At 59.3% G+C, this 16,235-nt stretch carries 17 protein-coding genes; 2 read left to right on the forward strand and 15 right to left on the reverse strand.

Annotation, left to right across the window (positions count from 1 at the left end):
* Positions 1 to 51 precede the first annotated feature (51 nt).
* From D1224_RS03170 to D1224_RS03225, 12 genes are all read right to left on the reverse strand, one after another.
* Positions 52 to 2,061 carry an alpha/beta fold hydrolase gene (locus tag D1224_RS03170; protein ID WP_119378480.1) on the reverse strand — a complete coding sequence of 670 codons (2,010 nt, stop codon included), beginning with the start codon at positions 2,059 to 2,061 and terminating at the stop codon, positions 52 to 54.
* 91 nt (positions 2,062 to 2,152) lie between these two features.
* On the reverse strand, positions 2,153 to 3,685 hold the full coding sequence (locus tag D1224_RS03175) for a Do family serine endopeptidase (protein ID WP_407647452.1): 1,533 nt from the start codon (positions 3,683 to 3,685) through the stop codon (positions 2,153 to 2,155).
* Positions 3,686 to 3,770: 85 nt separating this feature from the next.
* Positions 3,771 to 5,219 (reverse strand): MFS transporter, encoded by a 1,449-nt coding sequence (locus D1224_RS03180; RefSeq protein ID WP_119378482.1) that lies wholly within the window; start codon positions 5,217 to 5,219, stop codon positions 3,771 to 3,773.
* Positions 5,220 to 5,256: 37 nt separating this feature from the next.
* A complete protein-coding gene (locus D1224_RS03185; protein WP_119378483.1) occupies positions 5,257 to 5,547 on the reverse strand; it encodes a putative quinol monooxygenase in 291 nt (96 codons plus the stop codon).
* An 88-nt stretch (positions 5,548 to 5,635) separates the two neighbouring features.
* On the reverse strand, positions 5,636 to 6,028 hold the full coding sequence (locus D1224_RS03190; protein ID WP_119379875.1) for a RidA family protein: 393 nt from the start codon (positions 6,026 to 6,028) through the stop codon (positions 5,636 to 5,638).
* 90 nt (positions 6,029 to 6,118) lie between these two features.
* Positions 6,119 to 6,997 carry a DUF6624 domain-containing protein gene (locus D1224_RS03195; RefSeq protein WP_119378484.1) on the reverse strand — a complete coding sequence of 293 codons (879 nt, stop codon included), beginning with the start codon at positions 6,995 to 6,997 and terminating at the stop codon, positions 6,119 to 6,121.
* 56 nt (positions 6,998 to 7,053) lie between these two features.
* Positions 7,054 to 7,851 (reverse strand): crotonase/enoyl-CoA hydratase family protein, encoded by a 798-nt coding sequence (locus D1224_RS03200; RefSeq protein WP_119378485.1) that lies wholly within the window; start codon positions 7,849 to 7,851, stop codon positions 7,054 to 7,056.
* 89 nt (positions 7,852 to 7,940) lie between these two features.
* Entirely contained in the window at positions 7,941 to 8,498 is a 558-nt protein-coding gene (locus D1224_RS03205; protein ID WP_119378486.1) for a hypothetical protein, read from the reverse strand.
* A gap of 75 nt (positions 8,499 to 8,573) precedes the next feature.
* Positions 8,574 to 9,731, reverse strand: coding sequence for an acyl-CoA dehydrogenase family protein (locus D1224_RS03210; protein ID WP_119378487.1), 1,158 nt, complete (start codon positions 9,729 to 9,731; stop codon positions 8,574 to 8,576).
* Between the two features lie 32 nt (positions 9,732 to 9,763).
* Entirely contained in the window at positions 9,764 to 10,408 is a 645-nt protein-coding gene (locus D1224_RS03215; RefSeq protein ID WP_119378488.1) for a hypothetical protein, read from the reverse strand.
* Between the two features lie 2 nt (positions 10,409 to 10,410).
* Complete coding sequence (locus tag D1224_RS03220) at positions 10,411 to 11,607, reverse strand: acyl-CoA dehydrogenase family protein (protein WP_119378489.1); 1,197 nt, start codon at positions 11,605 to 11,607, stop codon at positions 10,411 to 10,413.
* A 115-nt stretch (positions 11,608 to 11,722) separates the two neighbouring features.
* Positions 11,723 to 12,736, reverse strand: coding sequence for a nicotinate-nucleotide--dimethylbenzimidazole phosphoribosyltransferase (locus D1224_RS03225; protein WP_119378490.1), 1,014 nt, complete (start codon positions 12,734 to 12,736; stop codon positions 11,723 to 11,725).
* 112 nt (positions 12,737 to 12,848) lie between these two features.
* Here D1224_RS03225 and D1224_RS03230 point away from each other — a divergent pair, with 112 nt between their 5' ends.
* Both D1224_RS03230 and D1224_RS03235 read left to right on the forward strand, forming a co-directional pair.
* Positions 12,849 to 13,055, forward strand: a complete 207-nt coding sequence (locus tag D1224_RS03230) for a DUF1289 domain-containing protein (protein ID WP_119378491.1) — start codon at positions 12,849 to 12,851, stop codon at positions 13,053 to 13,055.
* A gap of 18 nt (positions 13,056 to 13,073) precedes the next feature.
* Positions 13,074 to 13,604, forward strand: a complete 531-nt coding sequence (locus tag D1224_RS03235; RefSeq protein WP_119378492.1) for a retropepsin-like aspartic protease family protein — start codon at positions 13,074 to 13,076, stop codon at positions 13,602 to 13,604.
* Here D1224_RS03235 and D1224_RS03240 read toward each other — a convergent pair.
* The 3 genes from D1224_RS03240 to D1224_RS03250 form a co-directional block, all read right to left on the reverse strand.
* A complete protein-coding gene (locus tag D1224_RS03240; RefSeq protein WP_119378493.1) occupies positions 13,591 to 14,415 on the reverse strand; it encodes a sulfite exporter TauE/SafE family protein in 825 nt (274 codons plus the stop codon). The genes D1224_RS03235 and D1224_RS03240 overlap by 14 nt on opposite strands.
* The gene (dusA, locus tag D1224_RS03245) at positions 14,415 to 15,434 is read right to left on the reverse strand and encodes a tRNA dihydrouridine(20/20a) synthase DusA (RefSeq protein ID WP_119378494.1); all 1,020 of its coding nucleotides are present in this window, start codon (positions 15,432 to 15,434) and stop codon (positions 14,415 to 14,417) included. The genes D1224_RS03240 and dusA overlap by 1 nt, the downstream gene beginning before the upstream one ends.
* A gap of 98 nt (positions 15,435 to 15,532) precedes the next feature.
* Entirely contained in the window at positions 15,533 to 16,219 is a 687-nt protein-coding gene (locus tag D1224_RS03250; protein WP_119378495.1) for a protein-L-isoaspartate(D-aspartate) O-methyltransferase, read from the reverse strand.
* Positions 16,220 to 16,235 lie beyond the last annotated feature (16 nt).

A 16,235-nucleotide genomic window follows, 5' to 3' on the forward strand; every position in this document is an offset into this window, starting at 1 on the left:
AAGAAAAGGCCGGGCAATCGCCCGGCCTTTTTTGTTGCGCGTTGGACCTGCCTAGTCTGCGGCGTTATCACTTGCTGCATCCGCTTCCTGCAGCGCAGTCTCACCCTTCAGATAGGTGTCGAGGAAACTGACATAGGCTTCTGACGCAGTGATGCGGTTCTCTCGCTTCTGGAAGCCGTGGCCTTCATCGGGGAAGAGGACATACTCCACTGTCGCGCCATTCGCACGGGCCGCCTCAACCAGCTCATCGCTTTCGACCTGCAGAACGCGCGGATCGTTTGCGCCCTGGATAACCAGGAGCGGCTTCGTGATTTGGTCGGCGTGGAAGAGCGGCGAAATCCGGCGCAGGCGTTCTTCATCCTCTGCCGGGTCGCCCATCTCGTCATAGAGCGCATCACGGAACGAGCCCCACCATGGCGGAATGCTCTCAAGCGTGCGCAGCCAGTTGGTCACACCGAAGATATTTACGCCGACATCAAAGACTTCCGGCTCAAACGCGAGCGCGGCCGCTACCATGAAGCCCCCATAGGAGCCGCCGATGATACCGATCTTGTCCGGGTCGATGCCGTCAACGCCCTCGAGGTATTCGCGGCCATAAACAATGTCCTGAAGATCATCCTCGCCATGATTCTGGTCGTCGAGGTGGAAGAAGGTTTTGCCATAGCCTGACGAGCCGCGATTATTGGCGCCGAGCACAGCGTAGCCATGATTGACGAGGTGCTGGATCGTCGCCGAATAGCCGCGCGTTGTTTGCCCGCCCGGCCCGCCATGCACCCAGACGAGCGCCGGGACAGGGTTCTCCGCCGATGCCTGTTTCGGCATGTAGAAAACAGCCGGAATGTCGAGACCGTCAAAGCTCTGGTATCGCACGATCTTTGCCGTCACGAGGTCATCTTCATCAATCGCTTCCGGCAGCGCGGACGTGAGCCGCGTTGCTTCGCCGGTTTCAAGATCAGCCATGTAGAGGTTGAAGGGCGATGTATCGGTGTTCACGCCGAAGGCGATCTCGCTTTCATCGCGGCTGAAGCGGACCTGACCGACTTCGCCATCCGGGATGTTGCTGAGGGCCACTTCCTCACCGGTCTGATTGTCGAGAATGGTCAGTTCCGTCAGCGCATCATTGTTGATCGCGGAAACCAGGTACCGACCTGTTGGGCTGTCGAAGACGTAGGACACGTCCCAGTCGGACTGGATCAGAGGGCTGCGCTCTCCGCTCGCCAGATTATAGGTCCAGGCCTGGTTGAACTCACCATACTCATTCGTGGCATAGATCAGCGTTTCGCTGTCAGCCGTAAAGTCATAGACGCCATAGGAGATGTCGCCATCATGCTCGGTGATGAGTTGCTCATCCGGCTCGTCGGCCAGGAGGTCGATAAGGAAGATGTTGGAGTCCGCATTGGTGCGGTCTTTCGACAGCGCGAGCCAGCGCCCGTCCGGGGAGACGTCGGCAATATCCTTGCCGTTATTCTGAAAGACCATTTTGCGCGAATAGTCGCTTGCCTGATAGGCATAAAGATCATTCGTCTGCGGGTCGCGCTCATTGGTCTGAATGTAGAAAACCTCCCCGTCGCTGCGCCAGCCTACAAAGCTCGCGCGCACCTCGGCACCCGGCGTCAGGTCACGCAGGGTCCCATCTTCCTCCCGCACATAGACGTGAAAGATCTCGTCGCCGCCGCCATCAGAGGTCAGAAGTGTTCTGTTGTCGTCTGGGAAGAAGGACTGGGCGTAGATCGCGTCGCTATTGGAGTGGGTGAGCGCTGTGACCGCACCGGTCTCATCCATCGTCACCGCATTGTAAATGCCGGTCACATCAGTGGAGGCAAGGATGTCACCGCCCTCAGCTGAGAAGACATAACCGCCCGAAGAAGCGAGAGAATAGCTGGTTGTCTCGTGGAACAGCGCGGCCGGATACGTCTCCACCTCAACGCCGACAAGCGGCGCGTCTGAAGCATCGGCGCTTTCGCCCGGCGGCGTTGGGGCCGTCGTGTCAGCTTCCTGTGTCTGTGCGCAGCCAAAGGCCAGCACGGACGCGCCTAGCGCCAGAGCAGTTCTGAGTTTCATGGATCAAGCCTTCCGCATCTGATGTTGATGCGGACGCTAGCACCGCCGCCCACAGGTGGCGAGGCTTGACCGGGCTAATTCTCGAATTCGCCTAGAGGCGCAGTGTGCCGCTGATCCGGCGTCCATTGCGATCAAGCTCGATCGCCCAGGTGGACGTCTTTCCACCCAGTGCTTCGTCGAGATCGCTGAGGCCCTCGATCTGCTTATCATTCACAGACACGATCAGGTCCCCGGGGCGCACCACACGCCAGGCATAGGCCCCGCGCAGAATGCGCGTGACAAGGACACCGGTTTCGAACGGGTCACGGCCAAGCTCTTCGGCGAGGCGGGGCGACAGTTCTGCAACCTCCGCACCGGAGAAAGGATGACGGCCTTCCAGCAGTTCAAGTTCTGCCTCAGTCGCGCCGGGCGGCGGCGCCAGCTCTACGCTGATAGTGTCGAAAGACCCGCCGCGCAGGACGGTCAGCTCGGAGAATTCACCGGGGGAACGCGTTGCTGCCAGAAATTTTAGCCCCCGCTCATCGAACACTTCGCGGCCATCAATCTCGGTGATCAGATCGCCGCGGGCGATACCGGCTTCATCGGCCGGGCCGTTCTGGAAAACCTCCGTAACCATGACGCCAAGTGGGCGGTCGAGACCTTGCGCCTGAGCGATGTCATAACTCACAGACTGTGCCTTCAGGCCCAGCCAAGGCCGCACGATCATGCCTTCATTCACGGCTGCGTCTACGACGCGGCGTACCATTTCGGCCGGGATGGCAAAGCCGATCCCGTTCGAGCCGCCGGAGCGCGAGAAGATCGCGGTGTTCACGCCGACAAGCTCTGCCTTCGTATTGATCAGCGCGCCGCCGGAATTGCCTGGGTTAACCGCTGCATCGGTCTGAAGGAAGAAGGAATAGTCCGATACGCCAACATCGGTGCGTGCTGTTGCCGAAATAATGCCTGTGGTCACGGTCTGTCCAACGCCGAACGGGTTACCGATGGCCAGCACAATATCGCCAACTTCAGTGTCGCGCGTGTCTGCATATTTGACCGTGGGGAGCGGGTCGCCATCATTGTCGATACGCAGGACGGCAAGGTCGGTGCGCTCATCGGACAGGACGAGCTCAGCCTCGTATTCGCGCCGGTCGGACAGGACAACGAGGAACTGGTCGGCATCCTTCACCACATGGCTATTGGTGACAATGACGCCATCATCCGACACGATCACACCGGAGCCGAGCGAGTTCTGCACCCGCTCACGGGCACGCGGGGTCGCGCCAAAGAACTGTCGGAAGATGGGGTCATTGGCGAAAGGCGAATTGCTCTGACGCACGACGCGGCTGGTATAGACGTTCACAACGGCCGGAGAGACCTGTTTGACCAGAGGCGCATAGGACAGCTGGATCTCTGCCTGGCTTTGCGGCACGCGCCGACCGGGCATGAAGAAATTGCTGTCCTCGTCTGCCCGTGACGGGCTTGCCTCAGACTGGGTGGACTGCGCCTCGTTGGCTTGGGATTGCGCGCCAGCCTGCTGGCCGAATGAAAATAGCGGACTGATAACAACGGCCAGCAGCGCAAGGACTGCGATGGCCGTTATGAAGAGCAGTTTCGAAACGTGCCGTGTCATAGCGGTGTTATGCATCATGAAAATGGCTCTATTGCGGCCTTGGCGAGGGCGCAATCTGGCACCGCATAACATTTTTGTCAGCTGGCACCAGCTGAGGAGCCTAGCTTTTCTCGAAACGCGGCTCTGCCGTCGCCCCTGATCTGAGCGCTTCGAGGTTGGCCTCATGGTCTTCACGGCTGATCCGGTAGAAGCTGATGCAGACCATCATGATCGTCCATAGCGTGAGCAGACTGAGCGCATAGCCCCAACCAAGAATGCGGATGGATTCCTCGCTCGCCTGCGCGGACCGCATACCCGGTGTGATCGACGCAACCGCCAGAACGCCAGACGCCGTCAGCACGCCCATGCCCTGGGCAAGTTTGCGCATGAAGCTGATGCCAGCAAAATAGATGCCTTCAGACCGCCTGCCCGTGGCAAGTTCATTCTGCTCGACGATATCAGCCACCATGGAGGCAGCCAGCATCTGGTAAGCGATGATGAGCGCTAAATCGAAAATCGTGACGGTGATCACGATGTAGTAGAGCGCATCGCTGCCGTTTGGCGGAAGGAGGCCGAACTGGCGCAGGATCACTGGCATGGGTGCAATCGTGAAGGCGAGGAAGCCGATGATGATGGCTGCCTTCTTCTTGCCGAAAGCCTTGCCAACCGGCGGCGCGATGACGAGCGCAAGAATGGCCGAGACATAAACCGCAACGGTCAGTCCGCCGATCTGGTCATTGGTGAATTCCCAGAAGAAGCCGTTGATGTACTGGTTCAGGGTTGCAGATATACCGCTCGCCAGAAGGCCGAAAAGCGTCGCAATGAAAAGCGCCCGGAAGGACGGGTTCGACACGGTTTCCCATATTTCGCCAAGGATCTTAACCGGGGTCAGCTTGCGCGCCGCAGGTGGGGCCTTGAGGTGCGGAATATGCCTGTGCGTGCCGAGTGATGTGATGGCGATCGAGACGAGGATACAGCTCGCGCCAATCAGGCCATACGTATTCCAGCCGGGAATGTGGAAGAAGCCAGACGGGTCGCCTTCGCTCGGTTGCAGCAGGAAGAAGAATAGGATGATCTGAACGGTCAGACCGCCGACCCATGCAAAGAAGTACCGGAAGGACATGAGCGATGTGCGCTCATCATAATCCTGCGTCAACTCTGCCGCGAGCGCGGTACTTGGCACCTCAAAGAAGGTATACATCAACCGCACAATCACCGTGAAGCCGAGCAACCAGGCGAACAGGTTAAAGCCTGAAAGTTCTGTCGGCGGATTCCAGACGAAGAAATAGGCAATCGCAACCGGCAGCATGGCGGTGTACATCAGAGGGTGCCGACGACCCCATTTCGTCCGCATATTGTCTGACCAGTAACCGACGACCGGGTCGGAAAAGGCGTCGATCAGGAGAGCGATCCACAGCGCCGCCGCAACGAGAACGGCCGAAAGGCCCATGATCTGGCTGTAAAACAGCAGGAGGACGTATTCGAAGCCATTGTTCTTGATGCCGCCAGCCGCGCCGCCAATGCCATAGGCAAGGCGGGTCGCGAGGCTCGGTTTACCGGTCTCAACCATATCGGGCCCTCCTTCGGGGACGACGCGTCAGAGGGTTTTATTCAACGATATCGTAGCGTTCGATTTCCGGTTTGCCGCCGAGACAGCCTGCCATTTTTGGGCCGGCCGCCTTGAAGTATTCGGTCTGACCATGCGCCTTCAGCGCCTCATCGTCAGAATACTGTTCCATGAAGATATAGGTCTGCGGATCGGACTGTGAGCGATAGAGCTGATAGGTGAGACAGCCAGGCTCATTCGCCTTGACCTTGGCCATCAGGTCCTTGCCGACCTGCTCAAACTCATCATTCTTGCCTTCAGCGATTTGCAGCTTCGCGACGATACCGATCATGTAGTCCTCCCTTGAGGCGTTTTTCGCCTTTATCGATGGAGAGCTTATCGACTAGCGGAAAGCAGGCAAGGCATGACGTGGCGGAGGGTCAAGCCCCCGCGCGGAACGCTGTCACTTCGATTTCGATCTTCATTTCAGGCGAAATCAATCCCGCGATCACCATGGTCGCCGCAGGCCGGATATTGCCCATATGCCTTCCAAGAACGGGCGCAACTTCATCGACCAGCGCCCGGTCGGTCAGCGTGTACTGGACGCGCACAATGTCCGACATCGCGAAGCCTGCCTCATCAAGGACGCGGCCAATTGTGGCAAAGCAGGCTTCTGCCTGTGCAGCGGCATCCTCCGGCATCGTCATTGAGGCGTAATCATAGCCGGTTACCCCGGCCACGAAGCACCAGTCCCCCTGCACGACAGCGCGCGAATAGCCGAACGCCTTCTCGAATGGCGAACCAGTAGATATCAGGCGGCGCGCTTCTGACATGAATGTATCACTCCCAGCGACAGTAAAGCTTCCAGTTTCACTTGCCATGAAACACGAAAGAACGCTTTCAAAAAGATTGGACATGACGCTTCAGTCAGGCGAAGCAGGCGCATCACAATGTGCAGGATCGAACCTTGGCATACCGAGATAGTCGGCTATCGGCCCTAGGCCGACCGATGCACGAAGGGCCTCTAAACCTTCCTCGTCCTCCAGAAGTTTGGGCTGATATCGTCCATCTCGGCACTCCAACTGGGTGCCATAGCGTTGAGCCTGTCCAGCACCGCTCATGACCCGATCATAGAGATAGGCATAGCTGCCTTTATCGACCTCGTCCGTTTCGATCATTGGCTCCATCTTCGCAAGCACCTTCCTCTGGAAGGCTGGGTCGTGATCAGCATGCTGCACCAGAAGCCAGAGATGAAAGGACGCATCTTCGCCAATCTCAGAGATCGGCCACCATTCGCGTCCATTGGCATCGAACGCCCGTTCCAGCCATGCCGCGTTCTCGATATCCATGGAGAACGCCTCGCGGTGCATAACCTCCTGGACCCGGACCAATTGCTCATCTGACAGGGTGTGACCGAGTTCTTGCAGTTTAAGTCGCTTGTCAGCAAGCGTCGGCGGCAAGGTGAACCGCATGAACTGGTCTCTGGCTGCGCGTGTGAACAGTTCGCGTTCGAATTCGGTATCGGCGGCCATCGCTTTCTGCCGCAAACCGTCGATATATTCGTCCGAGCGCTCTTCTCCGGTCGAATTCCGACCCGCAACGCCTTGATCAACCCAACGGCGCCACGCATCGACGGCGTCCCTCTCAGGTAAAGAGAGAGCCGGATAGGTCACGAGGTCTGATCCGTCCGCCCCGCCGATAGCAGACTGTTGCGCGGTCTGGCCAAAACTTGGCCAGACCGCGCCAAATCCAGTTCCGGCTAAGAGCAGAACGGCAATAATCCATGATAGAATTTGGGACATCTTATCACCTCTAACGCAAACGTTAGAAGCAATGCCCCGGAGAATCAATCAGAGCCCTACTTGCCTTCGAACTTCGGCGCGCGCTTTTCGAGGATAGCGTGAACGCCTTCCATATGGTCCTCGGTCTCGTGCATCAGGGCTTGCGAGGCAGCTGAAAGCTCCATGATCGTGTCGTAGGAGGCAGACTGGCCGTGACGCAGGAGGGTCTTTGCGAGGCGCAGCGCCTGCGGCGGCTGGACAGCCATCCGCTCTGCGAGCGCCATGGCGGCGTCCATCAGAGCCTCCGGCGTGTGGACCTCTGAGATCAGCCCCCAGTCGAGCGCGGTTTCAGCATCGATCACATCGCCAGTGAAGAGAAGCTGGGCTGCGCGGGCATTGCCTACGATCCGCGGAAGGAGCCATGCGCCACCATCACCCGGGATAAGACCAAGCTTCAGGAATGTGACGCCGAACTTCGCCTTGTCCGACGCGATCCGAACATCCGCCATACAGGCGACGTCACAGCCAAGGCCGATCGCCGCGCCATTCACGGCAGAGATCAGCGGGACTTCCAGATTGTAGAGCGACTTGACGACCATATGGATATTACGGCGATAGCCATTGCGAATCTGGTTCGGGCTGCCGCCGAAAGCACCGGTCTTGTCGCGCATGGCTTTCACGTCGCCGCCAGCGGAGAAGGCGCGGCCTTCACCCGTAAGGATCGCTACACGGATATCCGGATCAGCTTCGATCTCTGCGCAGGCGGCCGCGACGGCCGGGCCGTCACCTTCCTGGCCGAGGGCATTCATCATGTCCGGACGCGTCAGCGTCAGCGTTGCAATGGATCCGGATTTCTCGAGCTTGATGACGGACATGGTGTCTCCCTCAATGTCTGACGCAGTGTCTGGTTTTCCTGACCGGGACTATGGCAGCTGCGAGATCATGTCGAGTAGGCACCCGCGTCTTATTCAGCCCTTGGCTTCGGGCGATAGACACCCGTGAACCAGTCATCCCACCCGTCAGTCTGAGAATTGAATTGTTGAAAGCGCTGCGTGACGCTTCCGTTCGGTTCAGGGGTCCAGCTGCCACGAAAAGGGGCTGTCGTGCCATTGCGATAGGCGATCTTGCCTTCGAGGCGCATTTCGCCGTCCTCGGTCAGTTTGCCTGCATAATCGATCGTCGCGCCGCGAGCGACCCAGACCTGGCGCCATTTCTGAAGGCCAGTATCGTAGAAATTATAGCTTTGCCCGGTCGTCCCCTGCGCGCCCGTCCAACGCTCGATCAAGAGACAGCCGTCTTCGGCTTTCGTGATCGAATTGGTGCCTGCGACCTGCCCGTCCGGTGTGGTGACATCCCACTCGCCCAGCCAGAAATCAAAATCGTCATACACGTCGCCTTCACAGGACGATTGCGCAGGCTGCGGCGCAGCCTCGCCGGTGTCCTGTGCGCTTGCCACCGGCGGGGCGCCCAAGCCTGCAACCAGAGCGGCCAAGGCAGCAAACGCAATCGAAACCTGTTTCATCTTCCCGTCCCCAAAAGAAAAACCCGGCCTGCAGTGTTGCAGGCCGGGCCTTTTCGTCAAGCTTGTGGACGGTACCTATTCGGCAGCCATCGCCTGATCTTCGCCGCTGAGGCGCGAGTAGCGGCGCATGTGGAAGTCCACATTGCCATACTCGCTGTCGATCATGGTGAGGCGCTTGAAATAATGGCCAACCGCCAGCTCGTCCGTCATGCCCATACCGCCATGGATCTGAATGGCTTCCTGACCAACGAAACGGCCGCCCTGGCCGATGCGGACCTTGGCCGCAGAGACGGCTTTCTTGCGGGTCACTTCGTCTTCGTCGAGTTTCAGCGTCGCCATATAGGTCATGGAAATCGACTGCTCATGCTCCATGAACATGTCGACCATGCGGTGCTGGAGCACCTGGAACTTGCCGATGGCGATACCGAACTGCTTGCGCTGCTTGGAGTATTCAACCGTCTGCTTGTGCGCGACGCCCATGGCGCCCATGGCTTCGGCGCAGACCGCAACCGTCGCCTCGTCCACGATACGCTCGATCAGCGGCAGGGCCTTGCCTTCCTCGCCGATCAGGTTGCCGGCTGGCACAGTGACGTTCTCGAAATAGACTTCCGAAGCACGGCGGCCGTCGACAGTCGGGTAATCGCGCGTGGTGACGCCCTTTGCATCCTTTTCGACGATGAAGACCGAGATGCCATCCTTGTCGCGCCGGTCGCCGGAGGTGCGCGCCGTCACGATGAGGTGGCTTGCCCATGGCGCGCCAACGACGACAGCCTTGTGGCCGTTCAGCGTGTAGGCATCGCCATCTTTCTTCGCCGTGGTCTCGAGATCATTGAGGTCATAGCGCCCGCGCGGCTCTGCATAAGCGAAAGCAAACACACGCTCGCCGCCAATGATGGCTTCGAGATGCTCGGACTTCTGTTCTGGCGTGCCAGCATGCTTCAGGAAGCCGCCTGCGCAAACGATGGTTGGCACATAAGGCTCAACGACCAGCGCCTTGCCGAACTCTTCCATGATGACCATCGAGTCGATCGATCCGCCGCCAAGGCCGCCATCTTCTTCAGAGAAAGGCGCCGCAAGCAGGCCGAGCTCTGCGAACTGCTGCCACATTTCCGGGCGCCAGCCGGCCTCGCTACCAGTCACCTTACGGCGTGTGTCGAAATCATACTGATCGCGCAGCAGCCTTGCGAGGCTGTCGCGGATCATTGTCTGTTCGTCTGAGAAATTGAAATCCATTACGGTCTCCTCCGGAATTTCCTTGATTTTGTCTAGTTCAGAAGTGCCGCGCAGTTCCCGAGCATTTCGGGCGACGGCACGTCTTGTATTTCATTCGATTGCGCGATCAGCGTGACGCGGTCCTTGCCACTTTCACCCCAATCCAACCCAACCGTGTAGGGCTTTTCAGTCAGCACGAACATTGTCTCATCTTCGTGCGCTTCGTCATCCTCTGGATAATCGAACACAACCTTGTTTACGCTGACACTCTCCCCCATCAGGAAGAAGTCTTCGCGCGCGCCGATCCGGATGACGGGGCCGCCCGAAAAGGTCGTCTCTTCCATAACGCCCCCCTCTGTAAGCGGGAAAAGCGCGGCCAGTCGGCCGCGTTCCGCCTGATCCGGCATCTCGTCTTCGCTACAGCCGCGATAGTCGATGCCGGAAAAGAGAGCGTAGAAATCGTCTGGACCGACTTCGTCGCTCTCAGAAAGCCGCTCATCTTCCAGAAGCTGGTAGATCGCCCAATCGTCACCTGCTGCCACAATGCGTTCCCGATAGCTTGAATCATAGCCGTCATAATGGCTGACCCAGAAAAGGGATACGCCTGCCTCAACGTCAGGAACGTCCTGACCTGCAGCGGGAAGAGCCGGGGCAGCAATTGCGATACTGAGTGAAGCGATTGCTGCCCGGGCCGTCATGACTAGAGCCCCAGGATCATCTTCGTGATGATGTTGCGCTGGATCTCGTTGGAGCCGCCATAGATCGACGTCTTGCGCATGTTGAAATAGCTCGGCGCTGCCTGATGGGCATAGTCCGGGCCGATCGGGAATTCGTTGGAGCCGTCTTCCGGAAAACCGCGGAAATATGGGTGACCATAGTGGCCGACAGCTTCAAGCGTGAGCTCGGTCAGGCGCTGCTGGATCTCGGTGCCCTTCACCTTGAGGATGGAGCTTTCCGGTCCGGGACCCTTGCCCTGTGCTTCACCGGCCAGTGTGCGCAGTTCGGTGAATTCCAGTGCCGTGAGGTCGATTTCAAGCTGCGAGACTTTACGCAGGAAGTCGTCATCATTGATCAGCGGCTTGCCTTCGAGCAGCTCTGTCGAAGCAATCTGGCGAAGCTTTTCGACACCGCGCTTGGAGCGGGCGACGCCAGCGATGCCAGAACGCTCGTGCGCCAGCAGGAACTTGGCGTAGGTCCAACCTTCGTTTTCCTTGCCGACAAGGTTCTCGACCGGCACGCGGACATCCGTGAGCCACGTCTCGTTGACCTCGACACCGCCATCAATCGTCTTGATCGGCTTCACTTCGATGCCCGGCGTATTCATGTCGGCCAGGATAAAGGAGATGCCTTCCTGCGGCTTGGCTGCGTTCGGGTCCGTACGGCAAAGGAAGAAACCCCAGTCAGCGTGCTGGGCCAGCGTGGTCCAGGTCTTCTGACCGTTGATCACATAGTGGTCGCCATCGCGAACTGCCGTCGTCTTGAGCGAGGCAAGGTCAGAGCCGGCGCCCGGCTCGGAATACCCCTGACACCACCAGACAGAACCATCACGGATACCCGGAAGGTGCTTGGCCTTCATTTCTTCGGACCCGAATGTGTAGATCACAGGGCCGACCATGGAGACGCCGAAAGGCAGCGGCATGATCGTATCCATGCGGGCGTTCTCTTCCGACCAGATATATTTCTGCGTCGGGGTCCAGCCGGTACCGCCATATTTTTCCGGCCATGCAGGGACAGACCAGCCCTTCTGGCCGAGGATCTGGTGCCAGGCCAGCATGTCTTCCTTGTTGAGATCCTCGCGCGCGCCAACGCCGCGGAGTTGCTCAGGATAATTGTTCTCGATAAATTCGCGGACTTCCTTGCGGAAGGCCACTTCTTCGGGCGTGAATTCCAGATTCATGTGCGCGCTCCTCTAGTGTTTTTTGCTCTTACGCAGGTCTTCTGCCTCCCGCCTTCGACGAAAGCAAGGTGACGCGAACGTCAACGTAAATCATGTCGCACCTAAAAGGCAGTAATCAGTTGCCTGACTGGTCCGGTTTTCCCAGGAACGGCGCGCAAGCTGTCCGCAGGAGGCCAATTGCCGCAACCGATCCCATTCCGCCGCCCGTGTTGAATTCCATGGGCAGAAGCGGGGTCATGTCCAGGCGGTCCAGGGCGGCCTGATGGGCCGGTCGGCGGGTGACATGGCCTGCCAGCACATGCTCGACGGCACTCGGGTTCATCGCATGGACGATACCGGCAGCAATTGTCGTTGCGAAGCCGTCGAGAACGACTGGCACAGACTGGATGCGCGCGGCCAGGATCGCTCCGACGCAGGCGGCCAGTTCGCGCCCGCCAAGACAACGAAGCGCCTCCAGCGGGTCATCCAGATGGCCACGGTGCCGGGCAAGGCCAGCGTTCACTGTCTTGATGCGAGCGGCGCTGATTTCCTTCGGCGTGGATGGGCCGGGTCTGACCCAGTATTCTGGCGTGCCGCCATACAGCCCGCACGCCACTGCAGCAGCTGCAGTACCGATACCGGCCCCGACAACCCCGAGCGCCAGCAAATCCGGTTTACCTTCCAGTGCCTCGAAACCATAAGCGATCGTCGCTGCGCACTCGCGTTCACTCATGGCGGCGTCATCGGTAAAGTTCGCCGTAGGCTTTTCGATTGCCAGCTCAAAAATGCGTATGTTTGCCTCATTGGCGGCGGCGATGGCAGAAAGCGGCGACCGGCCCGCGCGCAGGTCCTCGACCCGCGTCTTGGTATTTTCGTCAGACGATAGCGAAACGGCGCCGTCGAGCGCTGTCACGCCATGAGAGCCTGCAAAGACGGCCAGAGTCGCGTTTTCGATCCGCGGCGGATACCGCCGCTGCCAACCGGCCAACCACTCGGCAGCGTTGCCCAGCTTGCCGAAATCGCCCTGCCGTCCCATGCCGAGCAGCGCGTTGTGCACCTGTTCACTGCTGGACGCATCTGGTGCGATATCGCGCATAGCGAGCTCGCGCACGTCACTGAAAGGTGTAGAAGATTCAAGCGCTTTGCTCACACGATTCCCTCTCACTGGATTTAACGGGAAACCGCATGATCCAGCCGTCGAAGTCAACGAAACTTTCGTGAATTTTTGACATAGTCCATTTGCTGCTGAAGAACAGGCCCTGATGACCACACCCCGACCCACGCCAATCGTGTCCCCGTGCAAGAAAGTTTGCGCCGTAGACGGACAGACCGGGCTCTGCCTCGGTTGCGGACGGACTCTGCGTGAAATCGGAAGCTGGTCGAGCTTGCCCACTGAACAGCGCGATGAGATCATGCAGGAGCTCGACGAGCGGATGGAGCGTCTTCAGTCGCTCGGAAAACTCGGCTGAGGCGAGGACGCACATCAGATGAACCATAAATTCCTAAGCCTGATGGTCAGCGCCGGTGCGATTGCGGCAGCGCTAGTGCTCATCCTGGTTCCGAAGATTGAAAATGCCGAGGCTGCTTCCGAAGCGCGGGCCGCAGAGACCGTGAACGTCGTCGAGACTGCAGATCCTGGCGAGATGCGCCGGACTGCCGTCATGCTCATCAAATCAGACGGTCACTACTGGGCCCGCACACTTGTCAATCGCAAGGCCAGCGTCGACTTCATGGTCGACACCGGCGCCAGCACAGTCGCGCTGACGCAGGACGATGCCCAGAAAATGGGGCTGCGGCCACGCGCTCTGACCTACGATATCGAAATCCGCACCGCTGGCGGCATCACTTATGGTGCTGACGTCGTCATCGACTCCATCAGGATTGGCGAAGTGGAAGTGCGTGATGTCCGCGGCGTTGTCATGAAAGATGTGCTGACACAGTCATTGCTCGGCATGAGCTTCCTGCGCGAGCTTTATTCCTATGAGTTTCGCAGTGACCGGCTGATCATCCGGCAATAGTCTTCCAGATCATCCGCACTGAAACGAGAACCAGTAGAAGCCCGAACAGCTTGCGCAATAGGCCTGCGTCCAGCTTGTGGGCGAGCGCGGCGCCAATCGGCGCCATGGTGACCGTGCAGACAGAGATCAGCGCAAAGGCCGGCAGGTTCACATGGCCGAGCGAAAATGGCGGAAGGCCCTCACGGCCGAGGCCGTTCAGGATCGCCACGATGGCGCCCGGTAGACCAATCGCGACACCAAAGCCCGCAGCCGTGCCAACTGCCTGATGGATCGGGCGACCGCAGATCGTCATCAGGCTGACCCCGAACGTGCCACCGCCAATACCCATGATTGCCGACAAAGTGCCAAGCCCGGTGCCAAGACCTGCACGCGGCGCGCCGCCGGGAAGGTCTTCAGCAAGCTTCCATGTCGGGCGGCCAAAATAGAGCTGCAGCGCAAGGATGAGCAGAAGCGAGCCGAAGGTCAGCGTCAGGGCATCTTTCGAGACAAACCCCGCAACCAGTTGCCCCAAACAGGCGCCGATCACGATCCATGGCGCCCACCCCTTGAGAACGGACCAGTCCACAGCGCCGTGCTGATTGTGAGACATGACAGAACGGATGGACGTCAGGATGATCGTCGCAAGCGATGTCGCAACGGCGACATGCATCGCGGTTTGCTCATAGCCGAGCGCGGTCAGCAGAAAATAGAGGACCGGCACAATGACCGCGCCGCCACCAATGCCGAACAGGCCCGCCGCCAAACCCGCAAGGACACCGGCCGCAATCAGGGAAATAATAAGCACGCCATACTCGGCGAGAAATGCGTCCATCAGGCGTCGACCTCCATGCCCGCGACATGCGACAGGGCCTCGTCAAGAATGTCCAGACCGGCACCTTCTTTGACGGCCTTTTCCGAAAGAGTACGGCGCCATGCACGCGCACCCGGCTGGCCAGCAAACAGTCCCAACATGTGCCGTGTCATCGATGAAAGCTTTATCCCCTCATCCAGCCGCGCTGCCATGTATGGTCTGTAGCGTTCAAGCGCTGTCAGTGCCCCCGCCATATCGAACGTGTCATCGCCTGTACCATCATGGATTAGCTGGTCAGCCGACAGTAGGCAGGAGGGCGTCTGATAGGCAGCACGCCCCAGCATGACACCGTCGAACGTCTGGAGATGGGCGGCGGCGTCCGCCATTGTCTTGATCCCGCCATTGAGGATCAGCGTCAGGTCCGGGCGCTCTGCCTTCAGATCTGCCACCAGGCCATAGTCGAGTGGCGGGATGTCCCGGTTCTCCTTGGGGCTAAGGCCCGATAGCCAGGCTTTCCGCGCATGGACGGTGAACACCTCACAGCCTGCATCCGCGACCTGATCGACAAAACCGAAGAGCGTCTCGCGCGGCGGATCGTCATCGACGGCCACCCGGCATTTCACGGTCACCGGAATGGAAACGGCATTGCGCATCGCCGCCACGCAGGCCGCCACTGTCGAAGGCTCCTGCATAAGGCAGGCACCGAACCGCCCGGACTGCACCCTGTCCGACGGACAGCCGCAATTGATGTTGACCTCGTCATATCCGAATTCTTCGGCGATCCGACTTGCCTCTGCCAGCTTGGCCGGGTCCGACCCGCCAAGCTGAAGCACCAGAGGATGTTCGGCAGCACTGAACCCTATCAGGCGCTCACGGTCGCCATGGATCACCGCATCGGCGGTCACCATCTCGGTCCAGAGCAGCGCATCCTTCGAAAGCGCACGATGGAACATCCGGCAATGCCGGTCCGTCCAGTCCATCATCGGCGCGACCGAGAACCGGTAGGTGGTGGGTGTCGGGTATGTGCTGGTTCCTGGCATTCAGATCTGGTCCGGCTCGATTGCGAACGCTCCTATAACGCCTTTGCCTGTTAACGATCCACCCCGTCCTTGCTGCAGCGCAGACAAGGTGGCCGCGTCTACCCCGAGGGCGCAAACGCTTCTTCGCCTACGAGCGGCACAAATTGAACCCTACCCAAGTCTTCTTCCGAGAAGTCGTCTTCACCGCTTCTTGTAATCTGCAGCAGCCTCTGCTCGTCATGTCTGCCTGCAACGGGGACGATTAGCCGGCCACCTTGTGCAAGCTGGCTTAAGAGGGGCTGGGCAATGCGTGGCGCAACCGCTGATACGATTATCGCGTCAAATGGAGCTTTCTCGACCCAGCCTGCAGACCCATCGCCGCTGCGGATCTCGATATTCTCACAGTTGAGTTCAGCGAGACGACGCGGAAGCTCGCGCGCCAAGGCCTCGTTTCGTTCTATGGCGAACACCTTGGCTGCCAGGCGCGACATGATCGCCACGCAGTAGCCAGACCCTGCCCCGATTTCGAGGACGCGTGATGTCGCCGTCAGTCCCGCTGCCCTGATCATCAGGGCGGCCATATAGGGCTGCGAAATCGTCTGGGCTTCCCCGATCGGCAGCGGGGCATCGTCATAGGAAAATTCTCTCAGATTTTCCGGCACAAAAAGCTCGCGCGGCACCTCTTTCATTGCGCGCAGCAACGCCTTGTCACGTATCCCGCGCGCCTTGATCTGGCGTCGCACCATTCTCTGTCTCTCAGAGGCGAAGAGTCTCTCAATTTGCGCCTTCGTTCTTGAACGTTTCATGTCAGGGAAACGGGCG

It is taken from the genome of Henriciella barbarensis, from assembly GCF_003576345.1.
Classification (GTDB): Bacteria; Pseudomonadota; Alphaproteobacteria; order Caulobacterales; family Hyphomonadaceae; genus Henriciella; species Henriciella barbarensis.

What these genes read in the sequence shown, in the direction of transcription:
- D1224_RS03170 (WP_119378480.1), bottom strand. Translation starts at nt 2,061, where the DNA reads ATGAAACTCAGAACTGCTCTGGCGCTAGGCGCGTCCGTGCTGGCCTTT.
- D1224_RS03175 (WP_407647452.1), bottom strand. Translation starts at nt 3,685, where the DNA reads ATGCATAACACCGCTATGACACGGCACGTTTCGAAACTGCTCTTCATA.
- D1224_RS03180 (WP_119378482.1), bottom strand. Translation starts at nt 5,219, where the DNA reads ATGGTTGAGACCGGTAAACCGAGCCTCGCGACCCGCCTTGCCTATGGC.
- D1224_RS03185 (WP_119378483.1), bottom strand. Translation starts at nt 5,547, where the DNA reads ATGATCGGTATCGTCGCGAAGCTGCAAATCGCTGAAGGCAAGAATGAT.
- D1224_RS03190 (WP_119379875.1), bottom strand. Translation starts at nt 6,028, where the DNA reads ATGTCAGAAGCGCGCCGCCTGATATCTACTGGTTCGCCATTCGAGAAG.
- D1224_RS03195 (WP_119378484.1), bottom strand. Translation starts at nt 6,997, where the DNA reads ATGTCCCAAATTCTATCATGGATTATTGCCGTTCTGCTCTTAGCCGGA.
- D1224_RS03200 (WP_119378485.1), bottom strand. Translation starts at nt 7,851, where the DNA reads ATGTCCGTCATCAAGCTCGAGAAATCCGGATCCATTGCAACGCTGACG.
- D1224_RS03205 (WP_119378486.1), bottom strand. Translation starts at nt 8,498, where the DNA reads ATGAAACAGGTTTCGATTGCGTTTGCTGCCTTGGCCGCTCTGGTTGCA.
- D1224_RS03210 (WP_119378487.1), bottom strand. Translation starts at nt 9,731, where the DNA reads ATGGATTTCAATTTCTCAGACGAACAGACAATGATCCGCGACAGCCTC.
- D1224_RS03215 (WP_119378488.1), bottom strand. Translation starts at nt 10,408, where the DNA reads ATGACGGCCCGGGCAGCAATCGCTTCACTCAGTATCGCAATTGCTGCC.
- D1224_RS03220 (WP_119378489.1), bottom strand. Translation starts at nt 11,607, where the DNA reads ATGAATCTGGAATTCACGCCCGAAGAAGTGGCCTTCCGCAAGGAAGTC.
- D1224_RS03230 (WP_119378491.1), top strand. Translation starts at nt 12,849, where the DNA reads ATGACCACACCCCGACCCACGCCAATCGTGTCCCCGTGCAAGAAAGTT.
- D1224_RS03235 (WP_119378492.1), top strand. Translation starts at nt 13,074, where the DNA reads ATGAACCATAAATTCCTAAGCCTGATGGTCAGCGCCGGTGCGATTGCG.
- D1224_RS03240 (WP_119378493.1), bottom strand. Translation starts at nt 14,415, where the DNA reads ATGGACGCATTTCTCGCCGAGTATGGCGTGCTTATTATTTCCCTGATT.
- dusA (WP_119378494.1), bottom strand. Translation starts at nt 15,434, where the DNA reads ATGCCAGGAACCAGCACATACCCGACACCCACCACCTACCGGTTCTCG.
- D1224_RS03250 (WP_119378495.1), bottom strand. Translation starts at nt 16,219, where the DNA reads ATGAAACGTTCAAGAACGAAGGCGCAAATTGAGAGACTCTTCGCCTCT.